This is a genomic window from Serratia sp. B501 (genome assembly GCF_051172315.1).
Classification (GTDB): Bacteria; Pseudomonadota; Gammaproteobacteria; order Enterobacterales; family Enterobacteriaceae; genus Serratia; species Serratia ureilytica.
Window position 1 is genome coordinate 82,791 of the sequence record NZ_JBPIZB010000006.1, and the last position, 22,854, is coordinate 105,644.

Consider the following 22,854-nt stretch of genomic DNA (forward strand, 5'->3'; position numbering starts at 1 on the left):
GAATTTCATGTTAGCCTAACTGTCCGGGCAAAAGCCACGGATAGGGTGACATCAACAGAAAAAACAATGGCGATATGGAACTTCGTGTTCTATATGAACTCCAAGCGAGTGCTTGCTCAGGAAAATAATGTATGGCTGGCAGTACAATTTTACGCGTGGAGACGGATTTGGGGAGAGTTTACCTCGGATGAGCGAGCAGTTAACGGATCAAGTTCTGGTTGAGCGGGTCCAAAAGGGCGACCAGAAATCGTTTAACCTACTGGTAGTGCGCTATCAGCATAAGGTGGCGAGTCTCGTTTCCCGCTATGTGCCGCAGGGCGATGTGCCCGATGTGGTGCAGGAGTCGTTTATCAAGGCCTATCGCGCACTGGAATCGTTCCGTGGCGACAGCGCTTTTTATACCTGGTTGTATCGAATCGCCGTGAACACGGCAAAGAATTATCTGGTTGCTCAGGGGCGCCGTCCGCCATCCAGTGATGTGGACGCCAACGATGCGGAAAATTACGAAAGTGCGGGCGCACTGAAAGAAATTTCGAACCCTGAGAACTTAATGTTGTCAGAAGAGCTGAGACAGATAGTTTTCCGTACCATTGAGTCTCTCCCTGAGGATCTTCGCATGGCGATTACCCTGCGGGAGTTGGATGGTCTAAGCTACGAAGAGATAGCCGCCATCATGGATTGCCCGGTCGGAACCGTACGTTCGCGTATTTTCCGCGCCCGGGAAGCTATCGATAATAAAGTTCAACCGCTGATCCAGCGTTAGCAATGGCGGGCACAGGAAGGGTACTTAGGCATGCAGAAAGAAAAGCTTTCCGCTCTGATGGATGGTGAATCGTTCGACAGCGAGCTGTTGAGTTCTCTGTCGCAAGATCGAACGCTTCAGCAAAGCTGGCAGAGCTATCACCTGATACGTGACACACTGCGGGGTGATATCGGACAAGTGATGCATTTCGATATCGCCGATCGCGTCGCCGCTGCACTTGAGAAAGAACCTGCCCGGCTGGTGCCTTCCGCCGTTCAGGAATCTCAGCCGCAGCCTCACACCTGGCAGAAAATGCCGTTCTGGGACAAAGTGCGTCCTTGGGCTAGCCAGATTACGCAAATCGGCATGGCGGCCTGCGTGTCGCTGGCGGTCATCGTTGGCGTGCAGCACTACAACCAACCTTCTGCGTCATCGAACGCGTCCGAATCGCCGGCCTTCACCACGCTGCCGATCATGGGCCAGGCCTCACCGGTCAGCCTGGGCGTTCCTGCCGACAGTTTCTCCACCGGCAGCGGCCAACAGCAGCAGGTGCAGGAACAGCGTAAGCGTATCAACGCCATGCTGCAGGACTATGAGCTGCAACGTCGCCTGCATTCGGATCAGCTGCAGCTTGAGCAAAGCAATCCGCAACAGGCTGCCATTCAGGTTCCCGGAACTCAGTCTTTAGGAATGCAACAGCAGTAATGAAGCAAATCTGGTTCTCCGTTTGTTTATTGACGGGCAGCCTGCTCTATTCCAGCATCGCCCCGGCGCAGCCGACTGCGTCCGGGGCGTTATTGCAACAGATGAGCAGCGCCAGCCGTTCTCTCAATTACGAGCTCGCCTACATCAGCATCAGCAAGCAGGGAATCGAGTCGTTGCGCTATCGCCATGCGGTGATCGGCAACGTGCCGCTCGGCCAGCTGTTGCACATGGACGGCCCGCGCCGCGAAGTGCTGCAGCGCGGCGGCGGGATCAGCTACTTCGAACCCGGCCTGGAGCCGTTCACGCTCACCGGCGATCACATCGTCGATGCGCTGCCGGCGATCGTTTATGCCGATTTCACCCGCCTGGCCAAGTACTACGACTTCATCTCCGTGGGCAGCACCCGCATCGCCGATCGGCCGTGTGAAGTGCTGCGCGTGGTGGCGCGCGACGGTTCCCGCTACAGCTACATCGTCTGGATGGACGAGGACACCAAGCTGCCGCTGCGGGTGGATTTGCTCGATCGCGACGGCGAAACGCTGGAGCAATATCGGGTGATCTCCTTCGCGGTCGGCGCCGACGTGCAGGGCGCGATGCAGGGGCTGCTCAAAGCCAACCTGCCGCCGCTGCTGTCGCTGCCGGCGGTGGAAAACGTCCAGCTGAGCTGGAGCACCGGCTGGCTGCCGGCGGGGGTAGACGAGGTGGCGCGCAACCGCCGCAAATTGCCGAACGTCGCCGTGCCGGTTGAATCCCGCCTTTACAGCGACGGCTTGTTCAGCTTCTCGGTCAACGTCAGCCCGGCGGGCAGCGGAGCCGGGCAGCAGTACTACCGTCAAGGGCGCCGCACCATCCAGACCGAAGTGCGCGCGGGCAACGAAATCACGATTGTGGGCGAATTGCCGCCGGCGACGGCCAAACGCATCGCCGACAGCATTTCTTTCAAGGTATCGCCGTAATGATGAAAGAGTGGGCCACGGTGGTTTCGTGGCAACAGGGCGTAGCGCTGCTGCGCTGTGAACCCAAGGCCGGCTGCGGCAGCTGCACCGCGCGCTCCGGCTGTGGCGCGCGTGCGTTGAACGAGCTGGTGCCTGAAACCGAGCATCAGCTGCAGGTGCATATCGATCAGCCGCTCGAGCCGGGGCAGCGCGTCGAGGTCGGCATCGCGGAAGGCAGCCTGCTGCGCTCCGCCATGCTGGTTTACCTGACGCCGTTGCTGGGCATGATGCTGGGCGGCGCGTTATTGCAATATTGTTTCGGCAGCGACGCCTCGGCGGCAGTCGGCGCCGTACTGGGCGGCGGGGCGGCCTTTATGCTGGCGCGCCGCTTGGCCCGGCGTCTGGGCGAGCAGGCCGACTATCAGCCGGTGGTGCTGCAGATTGGCTTACCGCCTACCGCACTGCGCATGCAGGCGGAAAACTCCCCGCTGATTTAAACCGACGGCCGCGTCATCGCCGGGTTGTGATAGGCGGGGATGCGGTTGTGGATCATATGTTCCAGCAGCGCGATGAACAGATCGGCGCTGAGCAGCGAATCATCGTTGATAGCGAACAGCACATTGCCCTGGCCGTCGAATAAGCGGATGCCGCGCTGCGGATGATTTTCCAACGCGCGGATCTGCTCGATAGGCACGTTGCCCCGTTCAGTGGTCAGCAGGGTGGCGCTCAGCCGCAGCGTTTCGGTCGGCGTGCCTTGCCGTTTGCCGAGCAGCAACTGCCACAGCCAGCGTGCGTCGCCCTCAACCGTGTGAAACGACACCGTCTCCCCCTGATAGAGCGCGTTCAACGCCAATGGCCCGCGCTGCTGCAGCTGCTGATCGACGATCACGTCCGCCAGTCGCCACGAATGGGCGACATTGCTGAAGACCGTGCACCAGGGCTGATCCGCGCCGGCGCGGAACGCCGTGACGTCAAACAACCCGCCAAAAGCCTTGCCGCCGCGAAAGCGATAGATGTCGCCGATTTTCTCAAACGGAATGAAACGCTCTTTGTGATGGTGGCCGTCAAAGACCCGCACGCCGTGCTCGTAGAGCCGATACGTCAACACCGGGCGCAGGTAATGCCGCAGCGCCAGCAGCGTACAGCCGAGTAAAATTGTGCCCGCGCCGGCCTGCAACAGCGTGATGACGTCGTTCTCATCAATGCTGCTCAGCAGCGGCAGCACCAACAGCGCCGCACCCACGCTGAACAGCAGCGCCGCCGCCGCCAGAATGCCCCAGTTGACCTTCGAAAAATCGTGCCGGCTCAGCATTTGCCCTTTATCGATCATAATGCACCTTCCAATCAACGTACGCAGATATGCTGGTGAACCCCGGTGGGCTGCCGATGTAGTGCCCGGAATAATGTTTTGTCGCGGAGTTCATGCCCTTTCTATCCGAGGGACGGTGGTGGCGTATATGGGGTTTTTCCTAAAGGATGTGGGGCAAAATCGAATTCTAAGAGGTTGATCCAAATATTCTTTTTCGATAATTTCAGAAGGGGTTTATTGCGCTGCGGCCGGTTATGTATTAGCACCGGAGTTTGACGGCCACGGAGCACCTGCAAGCCTTGGGTTCAGGCCGTATGACCCGTGTTAACATCTGTTTTCATCAGCCGGGGCGCCCTGTAACATTTAGCTGCGCATAATAGAATGCCTTCACTGCACCGATCGCTAGGTTTTCAGTGGTGTGGCATGTAGAATGCAGCGATTCAGGTGCAAGACGGCCTAACCCATTCACTGTCGCTTTAGGTCCATGCGGGTTTCTATAGGCGAGTAATTCAGAAATACCAAGGCAGAAAAACTTTTATAATGAAGCATATACGAAATTTCTCCATTATTGCCCATATTGACCACGGTAAGTCGACGCTGTCTGACCGCATTATCCAAATTTGCGGTGGCCTGTCCGACCGTGAGATGGCTGCGCAGGTGCTCGATTCCATGGATCTGGAGCGCGAGCGCGGCATCACCATCAAGGCGCAGAGCGTCACGCTGGATTACAAGGCGCTGGATGGGCAGACCTATCAGCTTAACTTTATCGACACCCCTGGCCACGTTGACTTCTCCTATGAAGTGTCCCGCTCGCTGGCGGCCTGCGAAGGCGCGCTGCTGGTGGTGGACGCCGGCCAGGGCGTAGAAGCCCAGACGCTGGCCAACTGCTACACCGCGATCGAAATGGATCTGGAAGTGGTGCCGGTGTTGAACAAAATCGACCTGCCGGCCGCCGATCCGGATCGCGCCGCGCAGGAAATTGAAGACATCGTCGGCATCGACGCCACCGATGCCGTGCGCTGCTCGGCCAAAACCGGCGTCGGCGTGCCCGACGTGCTGGAGCGCCTGGTGCGCGACATTCCTGCGCCGCAGGGCGATCCGGATGCGCCGCTGCAGGCGCTGATCATCGACTCCTGGTTCGATAACTACCTGGGCGTCGTGTCGCTGGTGCGCGTCAAGAACGGGACGCTGCGCAAGGGCGACAAGATCAAGGTCATGAGCACCGGCCAGGTGTACAACGCCGATCGTTTGGGCATTTTCACGCCGAAGCAGGTCGATCGCGACGTGCTGAACTGCGGCGAAGTGGGCTGGCTGGTCTGTGCGATCAAAGACATCCTCGGCGCGCCGGTGGGCGATACCCTGACGCAGGCGCGTCAGCCGGCGGATAAAGCGTTGCCGGGCTTCAAAAAAGTGAAGCCGCAGGTGTACGCCGGTCTGTTCCCGATCAGCTCCGACGACTATGAATCTTTCCGCGATGCGCTGGGCAAGCTGAGCCTTAACGACGCCTCCCTGTTCTACGAACCGGAAAGCTCCACCGCGTTGGGCTTCGGCTTCCGCTGCGGCTTCCTTGGTCTGCTGCACATGGAGATCATTCAGGAGCGTCTGGAGCGTGAATACGATCTGGATCTGATCACCACCGCGCCGACGGTAGTCTACGAAGTAGAAACCACCGGCAAAGAAGTGATCTACGTCGACAGCCCATCCAAGCTGCCGCCGTTGAACAACATCCAGGAACTGCGCGAGCCGATCGCCGAATGCCACATGCTGATGCCGCAGGAGTACCTGGGCAACGTCATCACCCTGTGCGTTGAGAAACGCGGCGTGCAGACCAACATGGTCTACCACGGCAACCAGGTGGCGTTGACCTATGAAATCCCGATGGCGGAAGTGGTGCTCGACTTCTTCGACCGCCTGAAGTCCACGTCGCGCGGTTATGCGTCGCTGGATTACAACTTCAAGCGCTTCCAGGCCTCCGACATGGTGCGCGTGGACGTGCTGATCAACAACGAGCGCGTGGATGCGCTGGCGCTGATCACCCACCGCGACAACTCGCAGTATCGCGGCCGTGAATTGGTGGAAAAGATGAAAGATCTGATCCCGCGTCAGCAGTTCGACATCGCGATTCAGGCGGCGATCGGCACGCACATCATCGCGCGTTCCACCGTGAAGCAGCTGCGTAAAAACGTGCTGGCGAAATGCTACGGCGGTGACGTCAGCCGTAAGAAAAAGCTGCTGCAGAAACAGAAAGACGGTAAGAAGCGCATGAAGCAGGTCGGCAACGTCGAGCTGCCGCAGGAAGCGTTCCTGGCCATTCTGCACGTCGGTAAAGACGGCAAGTAACCGCGACGAGTTCGCGAAACGAGGGAGTTTGCATGGCGAATATGTTTGCCCTGATCCTGGCGTTGGCCACCCTGGTCACCGGGATCATCTGGTGCTTCGAGCGCTTTAAATGGGCGCCGGCCCGCCGCGCGAAGATTGCGGCGGTCAACGAGCAGACCGCGGGCGCAGTAGACGATAAAACGCTGGCGAAAGTGGCTAAGCAGCCAGGCTGGGTAGAGACCGGGGCATCGGTCTTCCCGGTGTTGCTGCTGGTCTTTGTGGTGCGCTCGTTTATTTACGAACCGTTCCAAATCCCGTCCGGCTCAATGATGCCGACGCTGTTGATTGGCGATTTCATTCTGGTGGAGAAATATGCTTACGGCATTAAAGATCCGATAACCCAGACCACGCTAATTGAAACCGGTCATCCGAAGCGCGGCGATATTGCGGTATTTAAATATCCGCTGGATCCGAAGCTGGATTATATCAAGCGCGTGATTGGCCTGCCGGGCGACCGTATTACTTACGATCCGGTGAATAAGCGCGTTACGGTGCAGCCGTCGTGCAACAGCGGGCAGTCCTGCGATACCGCGCTGGCGGTCACCTACGCCGACGCGCAGCCGAGCGACTTCGTACAGCTGTTCAGCCGCAGCGGCATGGGCGAGGCCAGCAACGGTTTCTACCAGATCCCGCTGAATGACAACGTGCCGCAGGGCGGCATTCGTCTGCGTGAACGTCAGGAGAGCCTGGGCAACGTGACGCACCGCATCCTGACCGTGCCGGGCACGCAGGATCAGGTGGGCGCTTACTACCAACAGCCGGGCAAACCGCTGGCGGAGTGGGTGGTGCCGGCCGGGCATTACTTCATGATGGGCGACAACCGCGACAACAGCGCGGACAGCCGTTACTGGGGCTTTGTGCCGGAGAAGAATCTGGTGGGTAAAGCCACGGCCATCTGGATGAGCTTTGAAAAGCAGGAAGGCGAGTGGCCTACCGGCGTGCGTTTCAGCCGGATTGGCGGCATTCATTAATCGCTGATTTATTCCCTGTCAATTTCACGCCGCGGCCTGCTGCGGCGTGAAAGATTAAGGGGATATAAACACAGCATTATGTTTCCACTCGTTGTAGAATACTTTCTCGAGCGATAAAAGTTGGCTCCTGCTGGGAGCCACTGCAAACGAAACAGCTTTGGATCGGCTTTCGGCGAAGCAGGCCTGTTCCGTATGCTGCAAGTTTTTGACGCATTCTTGATCTATTGGTAACTCATGAACCCCATCGTAATAAACAGGCTGCAGCGGAAGCTGGGCTACACTTTTCAACAGCAGGAGCTTTTACTGCAGGCTTTGACTCACCGCAGCGCCAGCAGTAAACACAATGAACGTCTTGAGTTTCTGGGTGACTCGATTCTTAGCTTTGTCATCGCCAATGCGCTCTATCACCGCTTTCCTCGCGTAGACGAGGGCGATATGAGCCGCATGCGCGCCACGCTGGTGCGCGGCAACACGCTGGCGGAGATGGCGCGCGAGTTTGACCTGGGCGAATGTCTGCGGCTTGGGCCGGGCGAATTGAAAAGTGGTGGGTTCCGCCGCGAGTCAATCCTGGCGGATACGGTGGAGGCATTGATCGGCGGCGTGTTCCTGGACAGCGACATCCAGACCGTCGAGCGCCTGATTTTGGACTGGTATCGCAGCCGGTTGGACGAAATCAGCCCCGGTGATAAGCAGAAAGACCCGAAAACCCGTTTGCAGGAATTTTTGCAGGGGCGTCATCTGCCGTTGCCTTCTTATTTGGTGGTGCAGGTTCGCGGTGAAGCGCACGACCAAGAGTTTACCATCCACTGCCAGGTGAGTGGTTTGAGCGAGCCCGTGGTGGGCACCGGCTCGAGCCGCCGTAAAGCCGAGCAGGCGGCAGCGGAACAAGCGCTGAAAAAGCTGGAGCTTGAATGAGTGAAGTAAAACAACACTGCGGTTTTATCGCCATCGTCGGCCGCCCGAACGTGGGCAAATCGACGTTGCTGAACCAACTGCTGGGGCAGAAGGTTTCCATTACGTCGCGTAAGCCGCAGACGACCCGTCACCGCATCATGGGCATCGACACCGATGGCGCCTATCAGGCGATCTACGTCGATACCCCAGGGCTGCACATCGAAGAAAAACGCGCCATCAACCGTTTGATGAACCGCGCGGCCAGCAGCTCGATCGGCGACGTCGAACTGGTTATCTTCGTGGTCGAAGGCACCAACTGGACCGCCGACGACGAAATGGTGGTCAACAAGCTGCGCAGCCTGCGCTGCCCGGTATTGCTGGCGATCAACAAGGTCGATAACGTCACCGACAAATCCAAGCTGTTGCCGCACATCGCGTTCCTCAGCCAGCAGATGAATTTCCTCGACGTGGTGCCTATCTCCGCCGAGAAAGGGATGAACGTCGACACCATCGCCGGCATCGTGCGCAAGCTGCTGCCGGAAGCGGAACACCACTTCCCGGAAGACTACATCACCGATCGCTCCCAGCGCTTTATGGCGTCCGAGATCATCCGCGAGAAGCTGATGCGTTTCCTGGGCGAAGAGCTGCCGTATTCGGTGACGGTGGAAATCGAACAGTTCGTGGCCAACGATCGCGGCGGCTACGATGTGCACGGCTTGATCCTGGTCGAGCGCGAAGGCCAGAAGAAAATGGTCATCGGCAACAAGGGCGCCAAGATCAAAACCATCGGCATCGAAGCGCGCCAGGACATGGAACAGATGTTCGATGCCAAAGTGCATTTGGAGCTGTGGGTGAAAGTGAAATCCGGTTGGGCGGACGACGAACGTGCGCTGCGCAGCCTGGGCTATGTTGACGATCTGAAGTAACGATCCGTGGACGGCTGGGAGCGCGCTTTCGTCCTGCATGGGCGGCCGTACAGTGAAACCAGTCTGATGCTGGATCTGTTTACCGAAGGTCATGGGCGGGTGCGCTTGCTGGCGAAAGGCGCGCGCAGCCGCCGCTCCAATCTGAAGGGGTGTCTGCAGCCCTTTACCCCCCTGTTAGTGCGCTGGGGCGGCCGCGGCGAAGTGAAAACGCTGCGCAACGCCGAAGCGGTCTCTCTCGGTTTACCCCTCAGCGGCATGATGCTTTACAGCGGCCTGTACGTGAATGAACTGCTGGCGCGCGTGCTGGAGCAGGAAACCAACTACTCAGTGCTGTTCTTCGACTACCTGCAATGCCTGCAGGCGCTGGCGGCGGAAGACAGCTCGCCGGAACAGGCGTTGCGCCAGTTCGAACTGGCCTTGCTGCAGCACCTGGGTTACGGTCTCGATTTCCTGCACTGCGCCGGCAGCGGCCTGCCGGTGGATGACGCCATGACCTACCGCTACCGCGAAGAGAAGGGCTTTATCGCCAGCCTGGTGGTGGATCACTACAGCTTCACCGGGCGCGAACTGCGCGCGCTGGCGGAGCGGCAGTTTCCCGATGCCGAGACGCTGCGCGCCGCCAAGCGCTTCACCCGCATGGCGCTGAAACCCTACCTCGGCGGCAAGCCGTTGAAGAGCCGCGAACTGTTTCGCCAATTCGTGCGCAAACAGCCGAATACGCCGGTCGACGACGCCTGACCTTTTCCCCTTTTGCCGTTCTGCACCCGCGTGTAAACTGCTGGCACTGAAAATCGTATTTAGAGGTTGTCATGGCTGATTTACTGCTGGGCGTCAATATCGATCACATCGCCACGTTACGTAACGCGCGCGGAACCCAATACCCGGATCCGGTTCAGGCGGCATTCATTGCCGAACAGGCGGGGGCCGACGGCATTACCGTGCATCTGCGCGAAGACCGCCGCCACATCACCGACCGCGACGTGCGTTTGCTGCGCCAGACCATCCAGACGCGCATGAATCTGGAGATGGCGGTGACCGACGAGATGCTGGACATCGCCGTGGAGCTGAAGCCGCATTTCTGTTGCCTGGTACCGGAAAAGCGCGAAGAAGTGACCACCGAAGGCGGCCTGGACGTTGCCGGCCAGCTGGACAAAATGAGCGTGGCGGTCGAGCGCCTGGCGCAGGCGGGCATTCTGGTCTCGCTGTTCATCGATCCCGATCATCGCCAAATCGACGCGGCGGTGGCGGTGGGCGCCCCCTATATCGAAATCCACACCGGCGCCTACGCCGAAGCGCAGGGCGAGCTGGCGGTACAGGCCGAGCTGCGCCGCATCGCGGTCGCCGCCGCCTACGCGGCCGAGAAGGGGCTGAAGGTCAACGCCGGCCACGGCCTGACCTATCACAACGTGCAGCCGATCGCTGCGCTGCCGGAAATGCACGAGCTGAACATCGGCCATGCGATTATCGGCCAGGCGGTGATGAGCGGGCTGCCGGCCGCGGTTGCCGACATGAAAGTGCTGATGCGGGAAGCGCGCCGGTAATGGCGGTGCTCGGGCTGGGTACCGACATCGTCGAGATGGCGCGTATCGAAGCGGTGGTGGAACGCAGCGGCGATCGTCTGGCGCGCCGCGTGCTGAGCGACGCCGAATGGGCGTTGTACCAGCAGCACCAGCAGCCGATTCGCTTTCTGGCCAAGCGTTTCGCCGTGAAAGAGGCCGCCGCCAAGGCGTTCGGCACCGGCATTCGCAACGGCCTGGCGTTCAACCAGTTCGAGGTGTTCAACGATGCGCTGGGCAAACCGAATATTCGTTTGCACGGCCGCGCCGCCGAGCTGGCGGGGGAGATGGGGGTCACCGCGATCCACGTTTCGCTGGCCGATGAACGGCGCTACGCCTGCGCGACGGTGATCGTCGAAAGCTGAAAATAGAAAGGGCGCCTATGGCGCCCTTGTCAGTCCTGCGGCGGGTTAAATGCGATCGGCGTGGTGCAACACCACGAACTTATCCCACAGCTGCTCATTAGTCTCGCGATGCTGCGGATCGGTAATGATGGTGTTGTCGATGGGGCAGACCTGCTGACAGGTTGGCGTATCGTAATGGCCAACGCACTCGGTGCAGCGGTCGGTATCGATTTGGTAGATCTCATCGCCCATCGAAATCGCCTGGTTCGGGCATTCCGGCTCGCACATGTCGCAGTTGATGCATTTGCGTGTGATTAGCAGGGCCATGACGTATCTCTCATTATTAACAGGGGTATTTTTCGCAGCGGCGATTATACCGGTTAAACCAACTTTTTCATCAATTGTTCGCTGTGCCTGATACGGTCGCGGGCATGATCGAGGTCGTGCTGGATCAGCGCCATAAACAGCAGGTCGGTGAGAGCGTACTGGGCGGTGCTGGAAGAGATGGCCGCGCTGCGGGTGCGGGGCTCTTCGGCGATGGTATAGAGGCAGTGATCGGCGCGTTGCTGCAGGCCGTTGGGCGAGAAGCTGGTCAGCGCCAGCACCCTGGCGCCGGCCTGGCGCGCTTCTTCCGCCGCCAGATTGATTTCACGCCGCTCGCCGCTGAAGGAGATCGCCACCAGCAGATCGCGTTTGTCCAGCGCCTGCACCGCCGCCAGTTGAACGTGCATATCCGCTTCGGCCACCGCCATCACCCCGATTTTCAGCAGCTTGAAGGAAAAATCCTTGGCCACCAGCCCGGAGGCGCCGATGCCGATCAGCATCACCCGGCGCGCCTGGCGCAGCATGTCCAGCGCCTGATGCAGCCGTTCTTCGCTGTTGATGTCCAGCGTCGCGCGCAGCGCCGCCTGCTTTTCCGCCAACAGCTTTTCACCGACGGTTTTCAGCGTGTCGCTGCTGAGAATGTGGTTATGAACGGTCACTACCGGTTCGGCCTGCGGCTGGGCCAGCGTCTCGCTCAGCGCCAGCTTCAGCGCCGGGAAACCTTTATAGCCCAGCTTTTGGGCGAACTTCACCACGCTCGACTGGCTGACGCCGGCCAGCTGGGCCAGCTTTTGCGAGCTGAGATGGCGCGCCTGTTCGGCGTTGTTCAGCAAAAAATCCGCCAGCTTGCGGTCGTTTTGCGCCAGTGTCGGATACATCTGGCGAATGCGCAGAAGGGTACTCATTGATCTTTCCCTGGAAACCAGCGGCCATTTTGCCACGCAGGCGGCGAAAACGCGCGGTGAAAATTTTTGTGAGCTCGTCGTTAAAATAGCAAATAGCGCTCGCTTTGTTGAATAAAATATTCAAATATTAATTTAGTTTTGTGAATTAAAAATTCAAAGGTGAACAGATGAACTTAGGCGCACTGGTATCGGAAACCCGCAACCCGGCCACCATGGGGCTGGATGAGATGTCGACGCTGGACATGGTCCGCTGCTTTAACCAGGAAGATCGCAAGGTGCCGGAGGCGATTGAAAAGGTGCTGCCGGCGATCGCGCAGGCGGTCGATTTGGCCGCGGCGGCGCTGAAGGCCGGCGGGCGGCTGATTTATTTGGGCGCCGGCACCAGCGGGCGCCTGGGCGTACTGGATGCCTCCGAGTGCCCGCCGACCTTCGGCGTGCCGCACGGTGTGGTGGTGGGGCTAATCGCCGGCGGGCCGGGCGCGCTGCTCAAAGCGGTGGAAGGGGCGGAAGATGACGCAGCCCTGGGTGAGGCCGACCTCAGCGCGCTGAACCTGACCGCCGTCGATATGGTGGTGGGATTGGCGGCCTCGGGGCGCACGCCTTACGTGATCGGCGCGCTGCGCTATGCGCGCGGGCTGGGTTGCCCGACGGCGGCCATCTCCTGCAACCCGGATTCGCCGATCGCGCACGAAGCGCAGGTGGCGATCTCGCCGGTGGTGGGGCCAGAGGCGCTGACCGGTTCGACGCGCCTGAAATCCGGCACCGCGCAGAAGCTGGTGCTCAACATGCTGTCGACCGGCGCGATGGTCAAGCTGGGCAAGGTCTACCAGAACCTGATGGTGGACGTGAAGGCCACCAACGTCAAACTGGTGGATCGCGCCTGCCGCATCGTGGTGGAGGCCACCGGCGCCGAACGCGCTCAGGCGGAGGCGGCGCTGGCGCAGACCGGCTTTGAGGTCAAACCGGCGATCCTGATGATTTTAGCCGGCGTCAGCGCCGATGAGGCGCAGCAGCGGCTGCAGCGGCACGACGGCTACCTGCGCGCGGCGTTGGCGCGTTAATCCACGGTGGGGGCGGCGATGGACAAGACAACGGCATTGGCGACACAGATCCTGGCGGGCGTGGGGGGCGAGGGCAATATCCTCAAACTGGAGAACTGCATGACGCGGGTGCGCGTCGAGGTCAGCGACGAACAGCGTCTGGATCTGGCGGCCCTCAAGCAGTTGCCCGGCGTGAAGGGCTATATCAAGCAGGGTGAACAGCATCAGTTTATCGTCGGCCCGGGCGCCGCCGCCAAGGTGGTGGACGCCATGCGCGCATTGTTGAGCGGCAGCGCGCAGCCCGCGGTTGGTGACGCCGCCCGCACCAAGGCGCAGGCCAAACAGAAATACGCGGCGCCGATGAGCGGCGCGCTGAAAAAGCTGGCCGACGTTTTTATTCCGCTGATCCCGGCGTTTATCGCCTCGGGGCTGATCACCGGCATCATCAACCTGCTGAAACGGCCCGACATCGCCGGACAGTTGGCGTTGGACTACCCGAACGCGCTGGGGCTGCTGGCGATCTTCGGCAGCGCGGTGTTCGCCATCATGAACATTCTGGTCGGGGTGAACGCCGCGCGGGTGTTCGGCGGCTCACAGGCGATGGGCGGCGTGATGGCCGGGATCCTCTCCAGCCCGGCGCTGGCGCAGATCACCCTGTTCGGCGAGGCGCTGCAGCCGGGGCGCGGCGGGGTGATCGCCGTGCTGCTGGTGGTAGCGTTGATGTGCTGGGTGGAGAAACGCCTGCGCACGCTGCTGCCGGAGTCGGTCGAACTGATCCTCAATCCGCTGCTGACCACGCTGGTGACCGCCTCGTTGGCGATCCTGATCCTGCAGCCGATCGGCGGCGCCATTTCCGATGCCATCGCCCACGGCGCCAATCTGGCGATCGACAAGGGCGGGCTGCTTGTCGGGGCGCTGCTCTCCGGGCTGTTCCTGCCGCTGGTGCTGTCCGGCTTGCACCAGGGGCTGGTGCCGATCCACGTCGAGCTGGTGCAGGCGCACGGTTCCAACCCGCTGTTGCCGATCCTGGCGATGGCCGGCGTCGGTCAGGTGGGGGCAGCGCTGGCGGTGCTGTTGAAAACCCGTAACGCGCGGCTGAAGAAGGTGATCAAAGGGGCGTTGCCGGTCGGCATTCTCGGCATCGGCGAGCCGCTGATCTTCGGGGTGACGCTGCCGCTGGGCCGGCCGTTTATCGGCGCCTGCCTCGGCGGTGCGGTAGGCGGCGCGCTGATCAGCTACTGGAAAGTGGCGACGGTGATTACCTTCGGCATTTCGGGGCTGCCTTTGGCGTTGACCATCGTCTCAGGTAAGGTGATGTTGTATCTGGCGGGGATGCTGATTACGATTATCGCTGGTTTTCTCTTCACCTGGATGATGGGGTTCAACGATCCCGAGGAGTAGCGTTTGAGCGACAAGCAGCAACCGTCGGCCGCAGCAGGGCGCCGCGTGGTCTTTTTCGATCTGGACGGCACTCTGCATCAGGAGGATATGTTCGGCAGTTTCTTGCGTTTCCTGCTGCGCCGTTTACCGCTGAATTTGCTGCTGGTGATACCGCTGTTGCCATTGATTGGCCTGGCGCTGTTGCTGCTGGGGCGCGCCGCGCGCTGGCCGATGAGCCTGTTGCTGTGGGCTATCACCTTCGGGCGTACCGAAGCGACGCTGAAGGCGCTGGAGCGGCAGTTCATCGAGGTTTTCCGCCAGAAGGTCACTGCGTTTCCGGTGGTGCAAATGCGCTTGCGGCAGTATCTGGATGAGCACGATGCCGAGGTGTGGCTGATTACCGGTTCGCCGGAGCAACTGGTGGCGCAGGTGTATCGGGATTCGGCGTTTCTGCCGCGGGTGCGGTTGGTCGGCAGCCGCATCGCGCGCCGCTATGGCGGCTGGGTGCTGACCTTGCGTTGTCTGGGCGTACAAAAAGTGGTGCAGCTGGAGCAACGGCTCGGCGCGCCGCTGAAGCTGTACAGCGGTTACAGCGACAGCAAGCAGGATAACCCGCTGCTGTTTTTTTGCGAGCACCGTTGGCGGGTGAGCAAGCAGGGCGAGCTGCAGCAGTTGGAATAAACAAAGGGCGGAGAATTCCGCCCTTTGCTGTTATCGCTGCCGCGATCAGTCGTCGGTTACGTCGTGCGGTTTGCGTCCGAGCTGCCAAATCTTCTCCGCATAATGCCCCAACGCCCACAGGCTCAGGCCGAGCAGCGCGAAGAAAATCGTCTTCGGCATGCTGTCCCAGAAAAACTCGAACAGGCGGGTGTACAGGTTGATGCCGAGGAAGGTCAGCCCGAAACCGCGCAGCATGGCGTCGTCATGCTTCAACCCCAGCCAGATGGCGGCGAAGGCGGCCAGCCCGAACAGCAGGCTCCAGTGGAACAGCTCAATCTGGCGCGCGCGGTACCAGCTGTCGAGATCGCCGTAGTTGCCGAAGATGGACAGCAGCCACAGCGCGATGAACAGGTACAGCAGGCCCATCGCCAGCGACACCCGCTGCAGGCCGCGCTGCGCCAATAGCGGCCGCAGCAGCAATGCGGCGGCGATCAGCACCGCGCCGAAGGCGATAAAGCGAATCGGGTAGCTCATGCCGAGCCAGTAGGCGCCCCAGCCGGACAGGTAGCCGGTCTCTGCGCCGAAGGCATTGCCGAGCGACAGCAGGGCGAACCACCACACCAGCCCGGAGCGGCTGAACCAGCCGATGGCGCCGTACAGCAGCGCGGCGACCAGCAGCAGCACGGAAACTCGCCCGCTGCCGTTATCCAGCCAGACGCCCAGTTGCCATAAGGCGCAGGCGGTGAGCAACACGGCGACAAACAGCGCCGCCTCATTGCCGTAGCGTTTTTCCGGGTGGCGTTGACGACGACGCAGCGCCCAGACGTAGGCCAGCGCCGCCAGTACGCCGGCGATCGCCATGCGCACCGGCGCGTCGAAGCGGAACAGTTCGCTCAGCCATTCAAGCAGTGCGCTGTCGGCGAACAGGCTGGTGACGGCGATCAGCAACGAGGCCAGCGCGGCGAGAAACGCATAGCGCGCCAGCCGTCGCCAGTCGAAAGGCTGCACGTCCACATGCAGCAGCAGTTGCTGTTGTTGCTCGGGGCTCAAGGCGCCTTCCCCAACCCAGCCGTCCAGCGCCTTGCGCACCACGACGGCGTTCTTTTTACTGAGTTTCATGTTTCTTGTCCCTGAATCACACGCTGATGTGGCCAGTATAGCCATTGGCGGGCGGCTACGACAAAGGGAGGCTAGTGTGTATAATGCCCGCCGCAAAAGCGCACGAGGAATTATGCGATGACTGAATATAACGATGAGTACTGGATGCGTCAGGCATTGCAGCTGGCCCTGCGCGCGCAGGAAGAGGGCGAGGTGCCGGTGGGTGCGCTGCTGGTGCTGGACAATCAGGTCATCGGCGAGGGCTGGAACCGGCCGATCGGCCGGCACGATCCTACCGCGCACGCCGAGATCATGGCGCTGCGCCAGGGCGGCGCGGTGCTGCAAAACTACCGCTTGTTGAACGCCACGCTGTACGTCACGCTGGAACCCTGCGTGATGTGCGCCGGCGCGATGGTGCACAGCCGCATCCGCCGGTTGGTGTACGGCGCCGCCGACGAGAAAACCGGCGCGGCCGGTTCGCTGGTGGATATTTTGCGCCATCCGGGCATGAATCATCAGGTGGAGATCGTCTCGGGCGTGCTGGCGGACGAATGCGCCGCCACCCTGAGCAATTTCTTCCGCCTGCGCCGCGAACAGAAAAAAGCGCTCAAGCTGGCGCAGCGGGCGGCGGATAAGCCGGAATAATCAGTAGTTGAGCGCCAGTTCCGGCATCACCGTCGGATAGCCTTTTCCCAACGCTTCCTGCTCGGCGGCCGCTTGCGCCGCCTTTCTCTCTTTTTCCTGCAGATAACCCACCAGGCTGACCTGGTAGCGGCGGATGTTTTCTACATAGTTGTAGGCTTCACGCCCGCGCGCATAGCCATAGGTCAGCTGCGGGTAGTAGCGCTTTTGGCTGAGCATCGGCAGGCGCTGTTTGACGTCGACCCAGCTGTCCGGGTTGCCTTTTTGCGTTTTGGTCAGCTTGCGCGCATCCAGCATATGGCCCCAGCCCATGTTGTAGGCCGCCAGCGAGAACCAGATGCGCTCGTCTTCCGGCACGCTGTCCGGCACCTTGGCCATCAGCCGCTGCAGGTAAAGGGCGCCGCCCTGAATGCTCTCTTCCGGATCGAGGCGATCGTTGACCCCCAGGCCGTCGGCGGTGGCGCGGGTCAGCATCATCAGGCCGCGCACGCCGGTGGGGGAGGTGGCCTGCGGATTCCAGTGCGATTCCTGATAGGCGATGGCCGCCAGCAGCTTCCAGTCGATCTCGTTGGCGTGTTTCTCGAACAGCGGGCGGAAGTTGGGCAGCACCGAGTCGATGGCCGACAGGAAGGTTTTGGTATCCACGTAGTCGAAGCTGCCGACGTGGCCGAGGTATTTCTCTTCCAGCCGCGCCAGGGTGCCGTCGTCCACCATCTGGCTGTAGAAATCCAGCATCGCCGCGTACAGGCTGTCGTCGCCGTCGCGTTTGAGGTACCAGGTGACCGGCTCTTCGTCGGTGACGTCGAACGCCACCGCCAGCTGCGGATGGATGCGCTGCAGCAACGCGATGGTCACCGAATCGCCGAGGGTATAGTCCAGCTTGCCGTCGGCAACCCGCTCCAGCAGCTCTTTGGAGGTGAGATCGCTGGAGGACTCCCAGGCGAGATCCGGGTATTTATCCTGTTTGAGCTGCTTTAGCGTGCTGACGTGCGCGGAACCGGAGGCGACCGCCAGCTTGCCTTTGATGTCGGCGAAGCCTTTTGGCCGCGGGGTGCCCAGCCGGTACACCAGCTGTTGGGAAACGGAGTAGTAGGCGGGGCCGGTGCGCGCGCGGCTGAGGCGCTCCTGGTTGTAGATAAGGCCCGCCGCCAGCAGGTCGGCGTCGTCGTCGTCCAGATCGTCGAACAGGTCATTGATGTTCTGATGGGGGATCACCACCAGTTTTACCCCGAGGTAGTTGGCGAAGCGCTTGGCCAGTTCGTAGTCGAGCCCACCCGGCCCTTGCTTGGTGTTGAAATAGGTCAGCGGTGAATTCAGCGTGCTGATACGCAACTCGCCGCGGGAAATGATCTCCTGGAGTTGCCCGCCCTGGCCGCTGCGCCAGGTGATATTGGGCCACAGCGCGAGAGCCAGAAGCAGAGTGACAACGCCGATGAGGATGTAGTTTATTTTAAGACGTTTCAAATAGTTATCCAGTGGTGGCACAGGTACGCCGGCGACGACAACCGCGACTTTTCTCATGGTTAAATCACCAGTGCGGGGGGCATTTTGCGCAACAAAACGCCAGTGTGCAACTTTATTGACACGTTATGACAATTCGACGGTGCGGCGCGCTTTTATCAATAATCCCTACGCAAACGGTTTCGTCGGCGGCGAGGATTCTCTATAATGACGCGCGTTTTCCCCTGTTGCGCCCAATGAAGCGTCTTATCCGTCGCTTCGAAGACGAGAGAACTTTGATTATGGAAATTCTGCGTGGTTCGCCCGCTTTATCGGCTTTTCGCATTACCAAACTGCTGTCCCGCTGCCAGGACGCCCACCTGCCCGTCAGTGATATCTACGCCGAGTACGTCCACTTTGCCGATGTTAGCGCACCGCTAAGTGCCGAAGAACACGCCAAACTTCAGCGCTTGCTCAAGTACGGTCCTTCTCTCGCCGAACACGCCCCCGAAGGCCGGCTGCTGCTGGTCACGCCGCGCCCGGGCACCATTTCCCCCTGGTCTTCCAAAGCCACCGACATCGCCCACAACTGCGGTTTGCAACAGGTGCTGCGGTTGGAGCGCGGTCTGGCGTTCTACGTCAAGGCGCCTGAGCTGACCGAAGCCCAGTGGCACCAGCTCGCCGCGCTGCTGCACGATCGCATGATGGAAACCGTCTTCAGCGAGTTGCAACAGGCTGAACAGCTGTTCGCGCACCATCAGCCGGCGCCGTATCAGTCGGTCGACGTGCTGGGCGCAGGGCGTGCCGCGCTGGAGCAGGCCAACGTCCGGCTCGGCCTGGCGCTGGCGCAGGACGAGATCGATTACCTGCTGAATGCCTTTACCGGTTTGGGGCGCAACCCGACGGATATCGAACTCTATATGTTCGCGCAGGCCAACTCTGAGCACTGCCGCCACAAGATTTTCAACGCCGACTGGATCATCGACGGCGAACAGCAGCCCAAGTCGCTGTTCAAAATGATCAAGAACACCTATGAGCAGACGCCGGACTATGTGCTGTCGGCGTATAAAGACAACGCCGCGGTGATGGAAGGCTCGCAGGTCGGCCGCTTCTTCGCCGCGCCGGAGAACGGCACGTACGATTACCATCAGGAAGACGCGCACATCCTGATGAAGGTGGAAACCCACAACCACCCGACGGCGATCTCGCCGTGGCCGGGCGCCGCGACCGGCTCCGGCGGCGAGATCCGCGACGAAGGCGCCACCGGCCGCGGCGCCAAGCCGAAGGCCGGCCTGGTGGGCTTCTCGGTGTCCAACCTGCGCATTCCCGGCTTTGAACAGCCGTGGGAGCAGGACTTCGGCAAACCGGAGCGCATCGTCACCGCGCTGGACATCATGACCGAAGGCCCGCTGGGCGGCGCGGCGTTCAACAACGAATTCGGTCGCCCGGCGCTGCTGGGTTACTTCCGCACCTATGAAGAGCGCGTCAACAGCCATAACGGCGTTGAGCTGCGCGGCTACCACAAACCGATCATGCTGGCGGGCGGTATCGGCAACATCCGCGCCGATCACGTGCAGAAAGGGGAAATCACCGTCGGCGCCAAGCTGGTGGTGCTGGGCGGCCCGGCGATGAATATCGGTCTGGGCGGCGGCGCGGCGTCATCGATGGCGTCCGGCCAGTCCGATGCCGATTTGGACTTCGCGTCGGTGCAGCGCGATAACCCGGAAATGGAACGCCGCTGTCAGGAAGTGATCGACCGCTGCTGGCAGCTGGGCGACCAGAACCCGATCCTGTTTATCCATGACGTCGGCGCCGGCGGCCTGTCCAACGCCATGCCGGAGCTGGTGAGCGATGGCGGCCGCGGCGGCCGTTTCGAACTGCGCGACATCCTCAACGACGAGCCGGGCATGAGCCCGCTGGAAGTATGGTGCAACGAATCGCAGGAACGTTACGTGATGGCGATCGCCCCGGCGCAGATGGCGCAGTTCGACGAGATCTGCCGCCGCGAGCGCGCGCCTTACGCGGTGATCGGCGAAGCGACCGAAGAGCAACATCTGACGTTGAACGATCGTCACTTCGACAATCAGCCGATCGACATGCCGCTGGACGTGCTGCTCGGCAAAACGCCGAAGATGACCCGCGACGTGACCCGTCTGCAGGCGCAGGGCCAGGCGGTGCAGCGTGAGAACATCACGCTGGCCGACGCGGTGAAGCGCGTGCTGCATCTGCCGGCCGTCGCGGAGAAAACCTTCCTGATCACCATCGGCGACCGCACCGTCACCGGCATGGTGGCGCGCGACCAAATGGTCGGCCCGTGGCAGATCCCGGTGGCCGACTGCGCGGTCACCACCGCCAGCCTGGACAGTTATTACGGCGAGGCGATGTCGCTCGGCGAACGCGCGCCAGTGGCGCTGCTGGACTTCGCCGCTTCCGGCCGCCTGGCTGTCGGGGAAGCGCTGACCAACCTGGCCGCCACGGAAATCGGCAGCCTGAAGCGCGTGAAGCTGTCCGCCAACTGGATGGCCGCCGCAGGCCACCCGGGTGAAGACGCCGGCCTGTACGAGGCGGTAAAAGCGGTGGGTGAAGAACTGTGCCCGGCACTGGGCATCACCATTCCGGTGGGTAAAGACTCCATGTCGATGAAAACCCGCTGGCAGGAAGGCAATGAGCAACGTGAAATGACCTCGCCGCTGTCGCTGGTCATCACCGCCTTCGCCCGTGTGGAAGACGTGCGCCATACCGTGACGCCGCAATTGCGCACCGATAAGGGCGACAGCGCGCTGCTGTTGATCGACCTGGGCAACGGGCATAACGCGCTGGGCGCCACCGCGCTGGCGCAGGTTTATCGCCAACTGGGCGACAAACCGGCCGACGTGCGCAACGTCGCGCAGCTGGCGGGCTTCTTCAACGCCATGCAGCAGCTGGTAGCCGATCGCGCGCTGCTGGCTTACCACGATCGCGCCGACGGCGGCCTGCTGGTGACGCTGGCGGAGATGGCCTTCGCCGGTCACTGCGGCGTAGAGGTTAACCTCGATGGCCTCGGCGACGATGCGCTGGCGGTGCTGTTCAACGAGGAGCTGGGCGCGGTGATCCAGGTGAGCGCCGAACGTCTTGACGACGTGAAGCGGGCGTTCGCGCAGCACGGGCTGACCGACAACGTGCATCACATCGGCAGCGCGCAGGCCGGCGATCGTTTCGTCATCAACCAACACGGCAAGGCGCTGTACAGCGAAAGCCGCAATACGCTGCGCACCTGGTGGGCGGAAACGACCTGGCAGATGCAGCGTCTGCGCGACAACCCGGCGTGCGCCGATCAGGAACATCAGGCCAAGCAGGATGAACAAGATCCCGGCCTGAACGTGAAACTGACCTTTGCGCCGCAGGAAGACATCGCCGCGCCGTACATCGCCAAGGGCGCTCGCCCGAAAGTGGCGGTGCTGCGCGAGCAGGGGGTGAACTCCCACGTTGAAATGGCGGCGGCGTTCCACCGCGCCGGCTTTGACGCGGTGGACGTGCACATGAGCGATCTGCTGGCCGGGCGCCGCGATCTGCAGGACTTCCACACGCTGGTGGCCTGCGGCGGCTTCTCTTACGGCGACGTTCTGGGCGCCGGCGAAGGCTGGGCGAAGTCTATCCTGTTCAACGAGCGGGTGCGCGACGAGTTTGAAGCGTTCTTCCACCGTCCGCAGACGCTGGCGCTGGGCGTATGCAACGGTTGCCAGATGATGTCCAACCTGCGCGAGCTGATCCCGGGCGCCGAACACTGGCCGCGCTTCGTGCGCAACCTGTCGGATCGCTTCGAGGCGCGCTTCAGCCTGGTGGAAGTGGCGGCCAGCCCGTCGCTGTTCATGCAAGGTATGACCGGTTCGCGCATGCCGATCGCCGTTTCCCACGGTGAAGGGCACGTCGAAGTGCGCGATGCGGCGCATCTGGCGGCGCTGGAAAGCCATGGCCTGGTGGCGCTGCGTTTCGTCAACAACGCCGGTCAGGTCACGGAGGCTTATCCGGCTAACCCGAACGGTTCGCCGAACGGCATTACCGCCGTGACCAGCGCCAACGGGCGCGCCACGGTGATGATGCCGCACCCGGAACGCGTGTTCCGCACCGTCAGCAACTCCTGGCACCCAGAAGAGTGGGGCGAGGATAGCCCGTGGATGCGCATGTTCCGCAACGCCCGTAAGCAACTGGGCTAAAAACGGCCACCACCGTACAGAGGGCGCAAGCAATTGCGCCCTTTTTTATGGCCGGCACTCGGCGATTGGCGGCAGTGTCTGCATTTTGCGACAAGCGCTGGTTTGCTTGTCGCTAAATGGAGACATTTAACCCATTGATTTTATTATCGGTAAACAGGTTTGACTTTAGTTGTCTGCATTTGGCGACAGAGCGGCGTTTATTTCATCATTGCTCGGCGCGGAATCGGCGAATCAAACGGCAGGATTTTATTTATTTTTTAGCAAAATCAATTTGTTATTAATTTAATTGCAAAGTTGGCACGTAACGTGCATTATTCTCTGCGGTTGCTCATTCACCTTTTTATGACGGTGCCGTAATTAGACGGCAAATTACCTCATAAGCCTCCGAATGATGCCAAAGAAATGGTGCCT

General features: G+C 61.1%; 21 protein-coding genes. 16 read left to right on the forward strand and 5 right to left on the reverse strand.

Annotated elements, in window-relative coordinates; genetic code table 11:
- Nucleotides 1-187: 187 nt before the first annotated feature.
- From rpoE to rseC, 4 genes are read left to right on the forward strand one after another with little or no spacing between them, the layout of a single operon-like run.
- Complete coding sequence (gene rpoE / locus ACSBQV_RS18120; protein WP_004929136.1) at nt 188-763, forward strand: RNA polymerase sigma factor RpoE; 576 nt, start codon at nt 188-190, stop codon at nt 761-763.
- A 30-nt stretch (nt 764-793) separates the two neighbouring features.
- Entirely contained in the window at nt 794-1,447 is a 654-nt protein-coding gene (gene rseA, locus ACSBQV_RS18125; protein ID WP_033644125.1) for an anti-sigma-E factor RseA, read from the forward strand.
- Nucleotides 1,447-2,403, forward strand: a complete 957-nt coding sequence (rseB, locus tag ACSBQV_RS18130) for a sigma-E factor regulatory protein RseB (RefSeq protein ID WP_025303948.1) — start codon at nt 1,447-1,449, stop codon at nt 2,401-2,403. The genes rseA and rseB overlap by 1 nt, the downstream gene beginning before the upstream one ends.
- On the forward strand, nt 2,403-2,879 hold the full coding sequence (gene rseC, locus ACSBQV_RS18135; RefSeq protein ID WP_072627116.1) for a SoxR-reducing system protein RseC: 477 nt from the start codon (nt 2,403-2,405) through the stop codon (nt 2,877-2,879). Before rseB ends, rseC begins: the two co-directional genes overlap by 1 nt.
- Here rseC and ACSBQV_RS18140 read toward each other — a convergent pair.
- Nucleotides 2,876-3,712: a hypothetical protein gene (locus tag ACSBQV_RS18140; RefSeq protein ID WP_033644123.1), complete on the reverse strand. Its 837-nt coding sequence runs from the start codon at nt 3,710-3,712 to the stop codon at nt 2,876-2,878. The two genes, rseC and ACSBQV_RS18140, sit on opposite strands and share 4 nt — an antisense overlap.
- Nucleotides 3,713-4,231: 519 nt before the next feature.
- Between ACSBQV_RS18140 and lepA the strand changes: the two genes are divergently transcribed.
- From lepA to acpS, 7 genes are all read left to right on the forward strand, one after another.
- Complete coding sequence (lepA, locus tag ACSBQV_RS18145; RefSeq protein WP_019452315.1) at nt 4,232-6,031, forward strand: translation elongation factor 4; 1,800 nt, start codon at nt 4,232-4,234, stop codon at nt 6,029-6,031.
- A 32-nt stretch (nt 6,032-6,063) separates the two neighbouring features.
- Nucleotides 6,064-7,041, forward strand: a complete 978-nt coding sequence (lepB, locus tag ACSBQV_RS18150) for a signal peptidase I (protein WP_033644122.1) — start codon at nt 6,064-6,066, stop codon at nt 7,039-7,041.
- 234 nt (nt 7,042-7,275) lie between these two features.
- Nucleotides 7,276-7,956 (forward strand): ribonuclease III, encoded by a 681-nt coding sequence (gene rnc / locus ACSBQV_RS18155; RefSeq protein ID WP_004929158.1) that lies wholly within the window; start codon nt 7,276-7,278, stop codon nt 7,954-7,956.
- Nucleotides 7,953-8,861, forward strand: coding sequence for a GTPase Era (gene era, locus ACSBQV_RS18160; RefSeq protein ID WP_004929162.1), 909 nt, complete (start codon nt 7,953-7,955; stop codon nt 8,859-8,861). Before rnc ends, era begins: the two co-directional genes overlap by 4 nt.
- A 6-nt stretch (nt 8,862-8,867) precedes the next feature.
- Entirely contained in the window at nt 8,868-9,599 is a 732-nt protein-coding gene (gene recO / locus ACSBQV_RS18165; protein WP_015378804.1) for a DNA repair protein RecO, read from the forward strand.
- Between the two features lie 71 nt (nt 9,600-9,670).
- Nucleotides 9,671-10,402, forward strand: a complete 732-nt coding sequence (gene pdxJ, locus ACSBQV_RS18170; RefSeq protein WP_033651585.1) for a pyridoxine 5'-phosphate synthase — start codon at nt 9,671-9,673, stop codon at nt 10,400-10,402.
- Nucleotides 10,402-10,782 carry a holo-ACP synthase gene (acpS, locus tag ACSBQV_RS18175; protein ID WP_004929169.1) on the forward strand — a complete coding sequence of 127 codons (381 nt, stop codon included), beginning with the start codon at nt 10,402-10,404 and terminating at the stop codon, nt 10,780-10,782. Before pdxJ ends, acpS begins: the two co-directional genes overlap by 1 nt.
- A 45-nt stretch (nt 10,783-10,827) precedes the next feature.
- Here the strand turns inward: acpS and ACSBQV_RS18180 are convergent, their stop codons facing one another.
- Together ACSBQV_RS18180 and ACSBQV_RS18185 are read right to left on the reverse strand one after the other, a co-directional pair.
- Nucleotides 10,828-11,088, reverse strand: a complete 261-nt coding sequence (locus ACSBQV_RS18180) for a YfhL family 4Fe-4S dicluster ferredoxin (protein WP_033632309.1) — start codon at nt 11,086-11,088, stop codon at nt 10,828-10,830.
- A 53-nt stretch (nt 11,089-11,141) separates the two neighbouring features.
- Complete coding sequence (locus tag ACSBQV_RS18185) at nt 11,142-11,990, reverse strand: MurR/RpiR family transcriptional regulator (RefSeq protein WP_033644119.1); 849 nt, start codon at nt 11,988-11,990, stop codon at nt 11,142-11,144.
- Nucleotides 11,991-12,157: 167 nt separating this feature from the next.
- On the opposite strand from ACSBQV_RS18185, the gene murQ reads away from it, so the two are divergent.
- The 3 genes from murQ to yfhb are packed head-to-tail and all read left to right on the forward strand — an operon-like array spanning nt 12,158 to nt 15,091.
- Nucleotides 12,158-13,051, forward strand: a complete 894-nt coding sequence (gene murQ / locus ACSBQV_RS18190; protein ID WP_094141981.1) for an N-acetylmuramic acid 6-phosphate etherase — start codon at nt 12,158-12,160, stop codon at nt 13,049-13,051.
- Between the two features lie 18 nt (nt 13,052-13,069).
- Nucleotides 13,070-14,431, forward strand: a complete 1,362-nt coding sequence (locus tag ACSBQV_RS18195; protein WP_033644117.1) for a PTS transporter subunit EIIC — start codon at nt 13,070-13,072, stop codon at nt 14,429-14,431.
- Between the two features lie 3 nt (nt 14,432-14,434).
- Nucleotides 14,435-15,091: a phosphatidylglycerophosphatase C gene (yfhb, locus tag ACSBQV_RS18200; RefSeq protein ID WP_042785222.1), complete on the forward strand. Its 657-nt coding sequence runs from the start codon at nt 14,435-14,437 to the stop codon at nt 15,089-15,091.
- Between the two features lie 45 nt (nt 15,092-15,136).
- Here yfhb and ACSBQV_RS18205 read toward each other — a convergent pair whose 3' ends face one another.
- Nucleotides 15,137-16,189: a DUF2157 domain-containing protein gene (locus ACSBQV_RS18205; RefSeq protein ID WP_099782384.1), complete on the reverse strand. Its 1,053-nt coding sequence runs from the start codon at nt 16,187-16,189 to the stop codon at nt 15,137-15,139.
- Nucleotides 16,190-16,306: 117 nt separating this feature from the next.
- On the opposite strand from ACSBQV_RS18205, the gene tadA reads away from it, so the two are divergent.
- Nucleotides 16,307-16,813 carry a tRNA adenosine(34) deaminase TadA gene (gene tadA / locus ACSBQV_RS18210; RefSeq protein WP_033644114.1) on the forward strand — a complete coding sequence of 169 codons (507 nt, stop codon included), beginning with the start codon at nt 16,307-16,309 and terminating at the stop codon, nt 16,811-16,813.
- Here tadA and mltF read toward each other — a convergent pair whose 3' ends face one another.
- Complete coding sequence (gene mltF / locus ACSBQV_RS18215) at nt 16,814-18,274, reverse strand: membrane-bound lytic murein transglycosylase MltF (RefSeq protein WP_033644113.1); 1,461 nt, start codon at nt 18,272-18,274, stop codon at nt 16,814-16,816.
- Between the two features lie 278 nt (nt 18,275-18,552).
- On the opposite strand from mltF, the gene purL reads away from it, so the two are divergent.
- On the forward strand, nt 18,553-22,443 hold the full coding sequence (gene purL / locus ACSBQV_RS18220) for a phosphoribosylformylglycinamidine synthase (RefSeq protein ID WP_099782440.1): 3,891 nt from the start codon (nt 18,553-18,555) through the stop codon (nt 22,441-22,443).
- Nucleotides 22,444-22,854: the final 411 nt, after the last annotated feature.

What these genes read in the sequence shown, in the direction of transcription:
- purL (WP_099782440.1), top strand. Translation starts at nt 18,553, where the DNA reads ATGGAAATTCTGCGTGGTTCGCCCGCTTTATCGGCTTTTCGCATTACC.
- ACSBQV_RS18205 (WP_099782384.1), bottom strand. Translation starts at nt 16,189, where the DNA reads ATGAAACTCAGTAAAAAGAACGCCGTCGTGGTGCGCAAGGCGCTGGAC.
- era (WP_004929162.1), top strand. Translation starts at nt 7,953, where the DNA reads ATGAGTGAAGTAAAACAACACTGCGGTTTTATCGCCATCGTCGGCCGC.
- murQ (WP_094141981.1), top strand. Translation starts at nt 12,158, where the DNA reads ATGAACTTAGGCGCACTGGTATCGGAAACCCGCAACCCGGCCACCATG.
- rseB (WP_025303948.1), top strand. Translation starts at nt 1,447, where the DNA reads ATGAAGCAAATCTGGTTCTCCGTTTGTTTATTGACGGGCAGCCTGCTC.
- rseC (WP_072627116.1), top strand. Translation starts at nt 2,403, where the DNA reads ATGATGAAAGAGTGGGCCACGGTGGTTTCGTGGCAACAGGGCGTAGCG.
- tadA (WP_033644114.1), top strand. Translation starts at nt 16,307, where the DNA reads ATGACTGAATATAACGATGAGTACTGGATGCGTCAGGCATTGCAGCTG.
- rpoE (WP_004929136.1), top strand. Translation starts at nt 188, where the DNA reads ATGAGCGAGCAGTTAACGGATCAAGTTCTGGTTGAGCGGGTCCAAAAG.
- rnc (WP_004929158.1), top strand. Translation starts at nt 7,276, where the DNA reads ATGAACCCCATCGTAATAAACAGGCTGCAGCGGAAGCTGGGCTACACT.
- acpS (WP_004929169.1), top strand. Translation starts at nt 10,402, where the DNA reads ATGGCGGTGCTCGGGCTGGGTACCGACATCGTCGAGATGGCGCGTATC.
- ACSBQV_RS18140 (WP_033644123.1), bottom strand. Translation starts at nt 3,712, where the DNA reads ATGATCGATAAAGGGCAAATGCTGAGCCGGCACGATTTTTCGAAGGTC.
- ACSBQV_RS18185 (WP_033644119.1), bottom strand. Translation starts at nt 11,990, where the DNA reads ATGAGTACCCTTCTGCGCATTCGCCAGATGTATCCGACACTGGCGCAA.
- ACSBQV_RS18195 (WP_033644117.1), top strand. Translation starts at nt 13,070, where the DNA reads ATGGACAAGACAACGGCATTGGCGACACAGATCCTGGCGGGCGTGGGG.
- lepA (WP_019452315.1), top strand. Translation starts at nt 4,232, where the DNA reads ATGAAGCATATACGAAATTTCTCCATTATTGCCCATATTGACCACGGT.
- ACSBQV_RS18180 (WP_033632309.1), bottom strand. Translation starts at nt 11,088, where the DNA reads ATGGCCCTGCTAATCACACGCAAATGCATCAACTGCGACATGTGCGAG.
- lepB (WP_033644122.1), top strand. Translation starts at nt 6,064, where the DNA reads ATGGCGAATATGTTTGCCCTGATCCTGGCGTTGGCCACCCTGGTCACC.
- pdxJ (WP_033651585.1), top strand. Translation starts at nt 9,671, where the DNA reads ATGGCTGATTTACTGCTGGGCGTCAATATCGATCACATCGCCACGTTA.
- rseA (WP_033644125.1), top strand. Translation starts at nt 794, where the DNA reads ATGCAGAAAGAAAAGCTTTCCGCTCTGATGGATGGTGAATCGTTCGAC.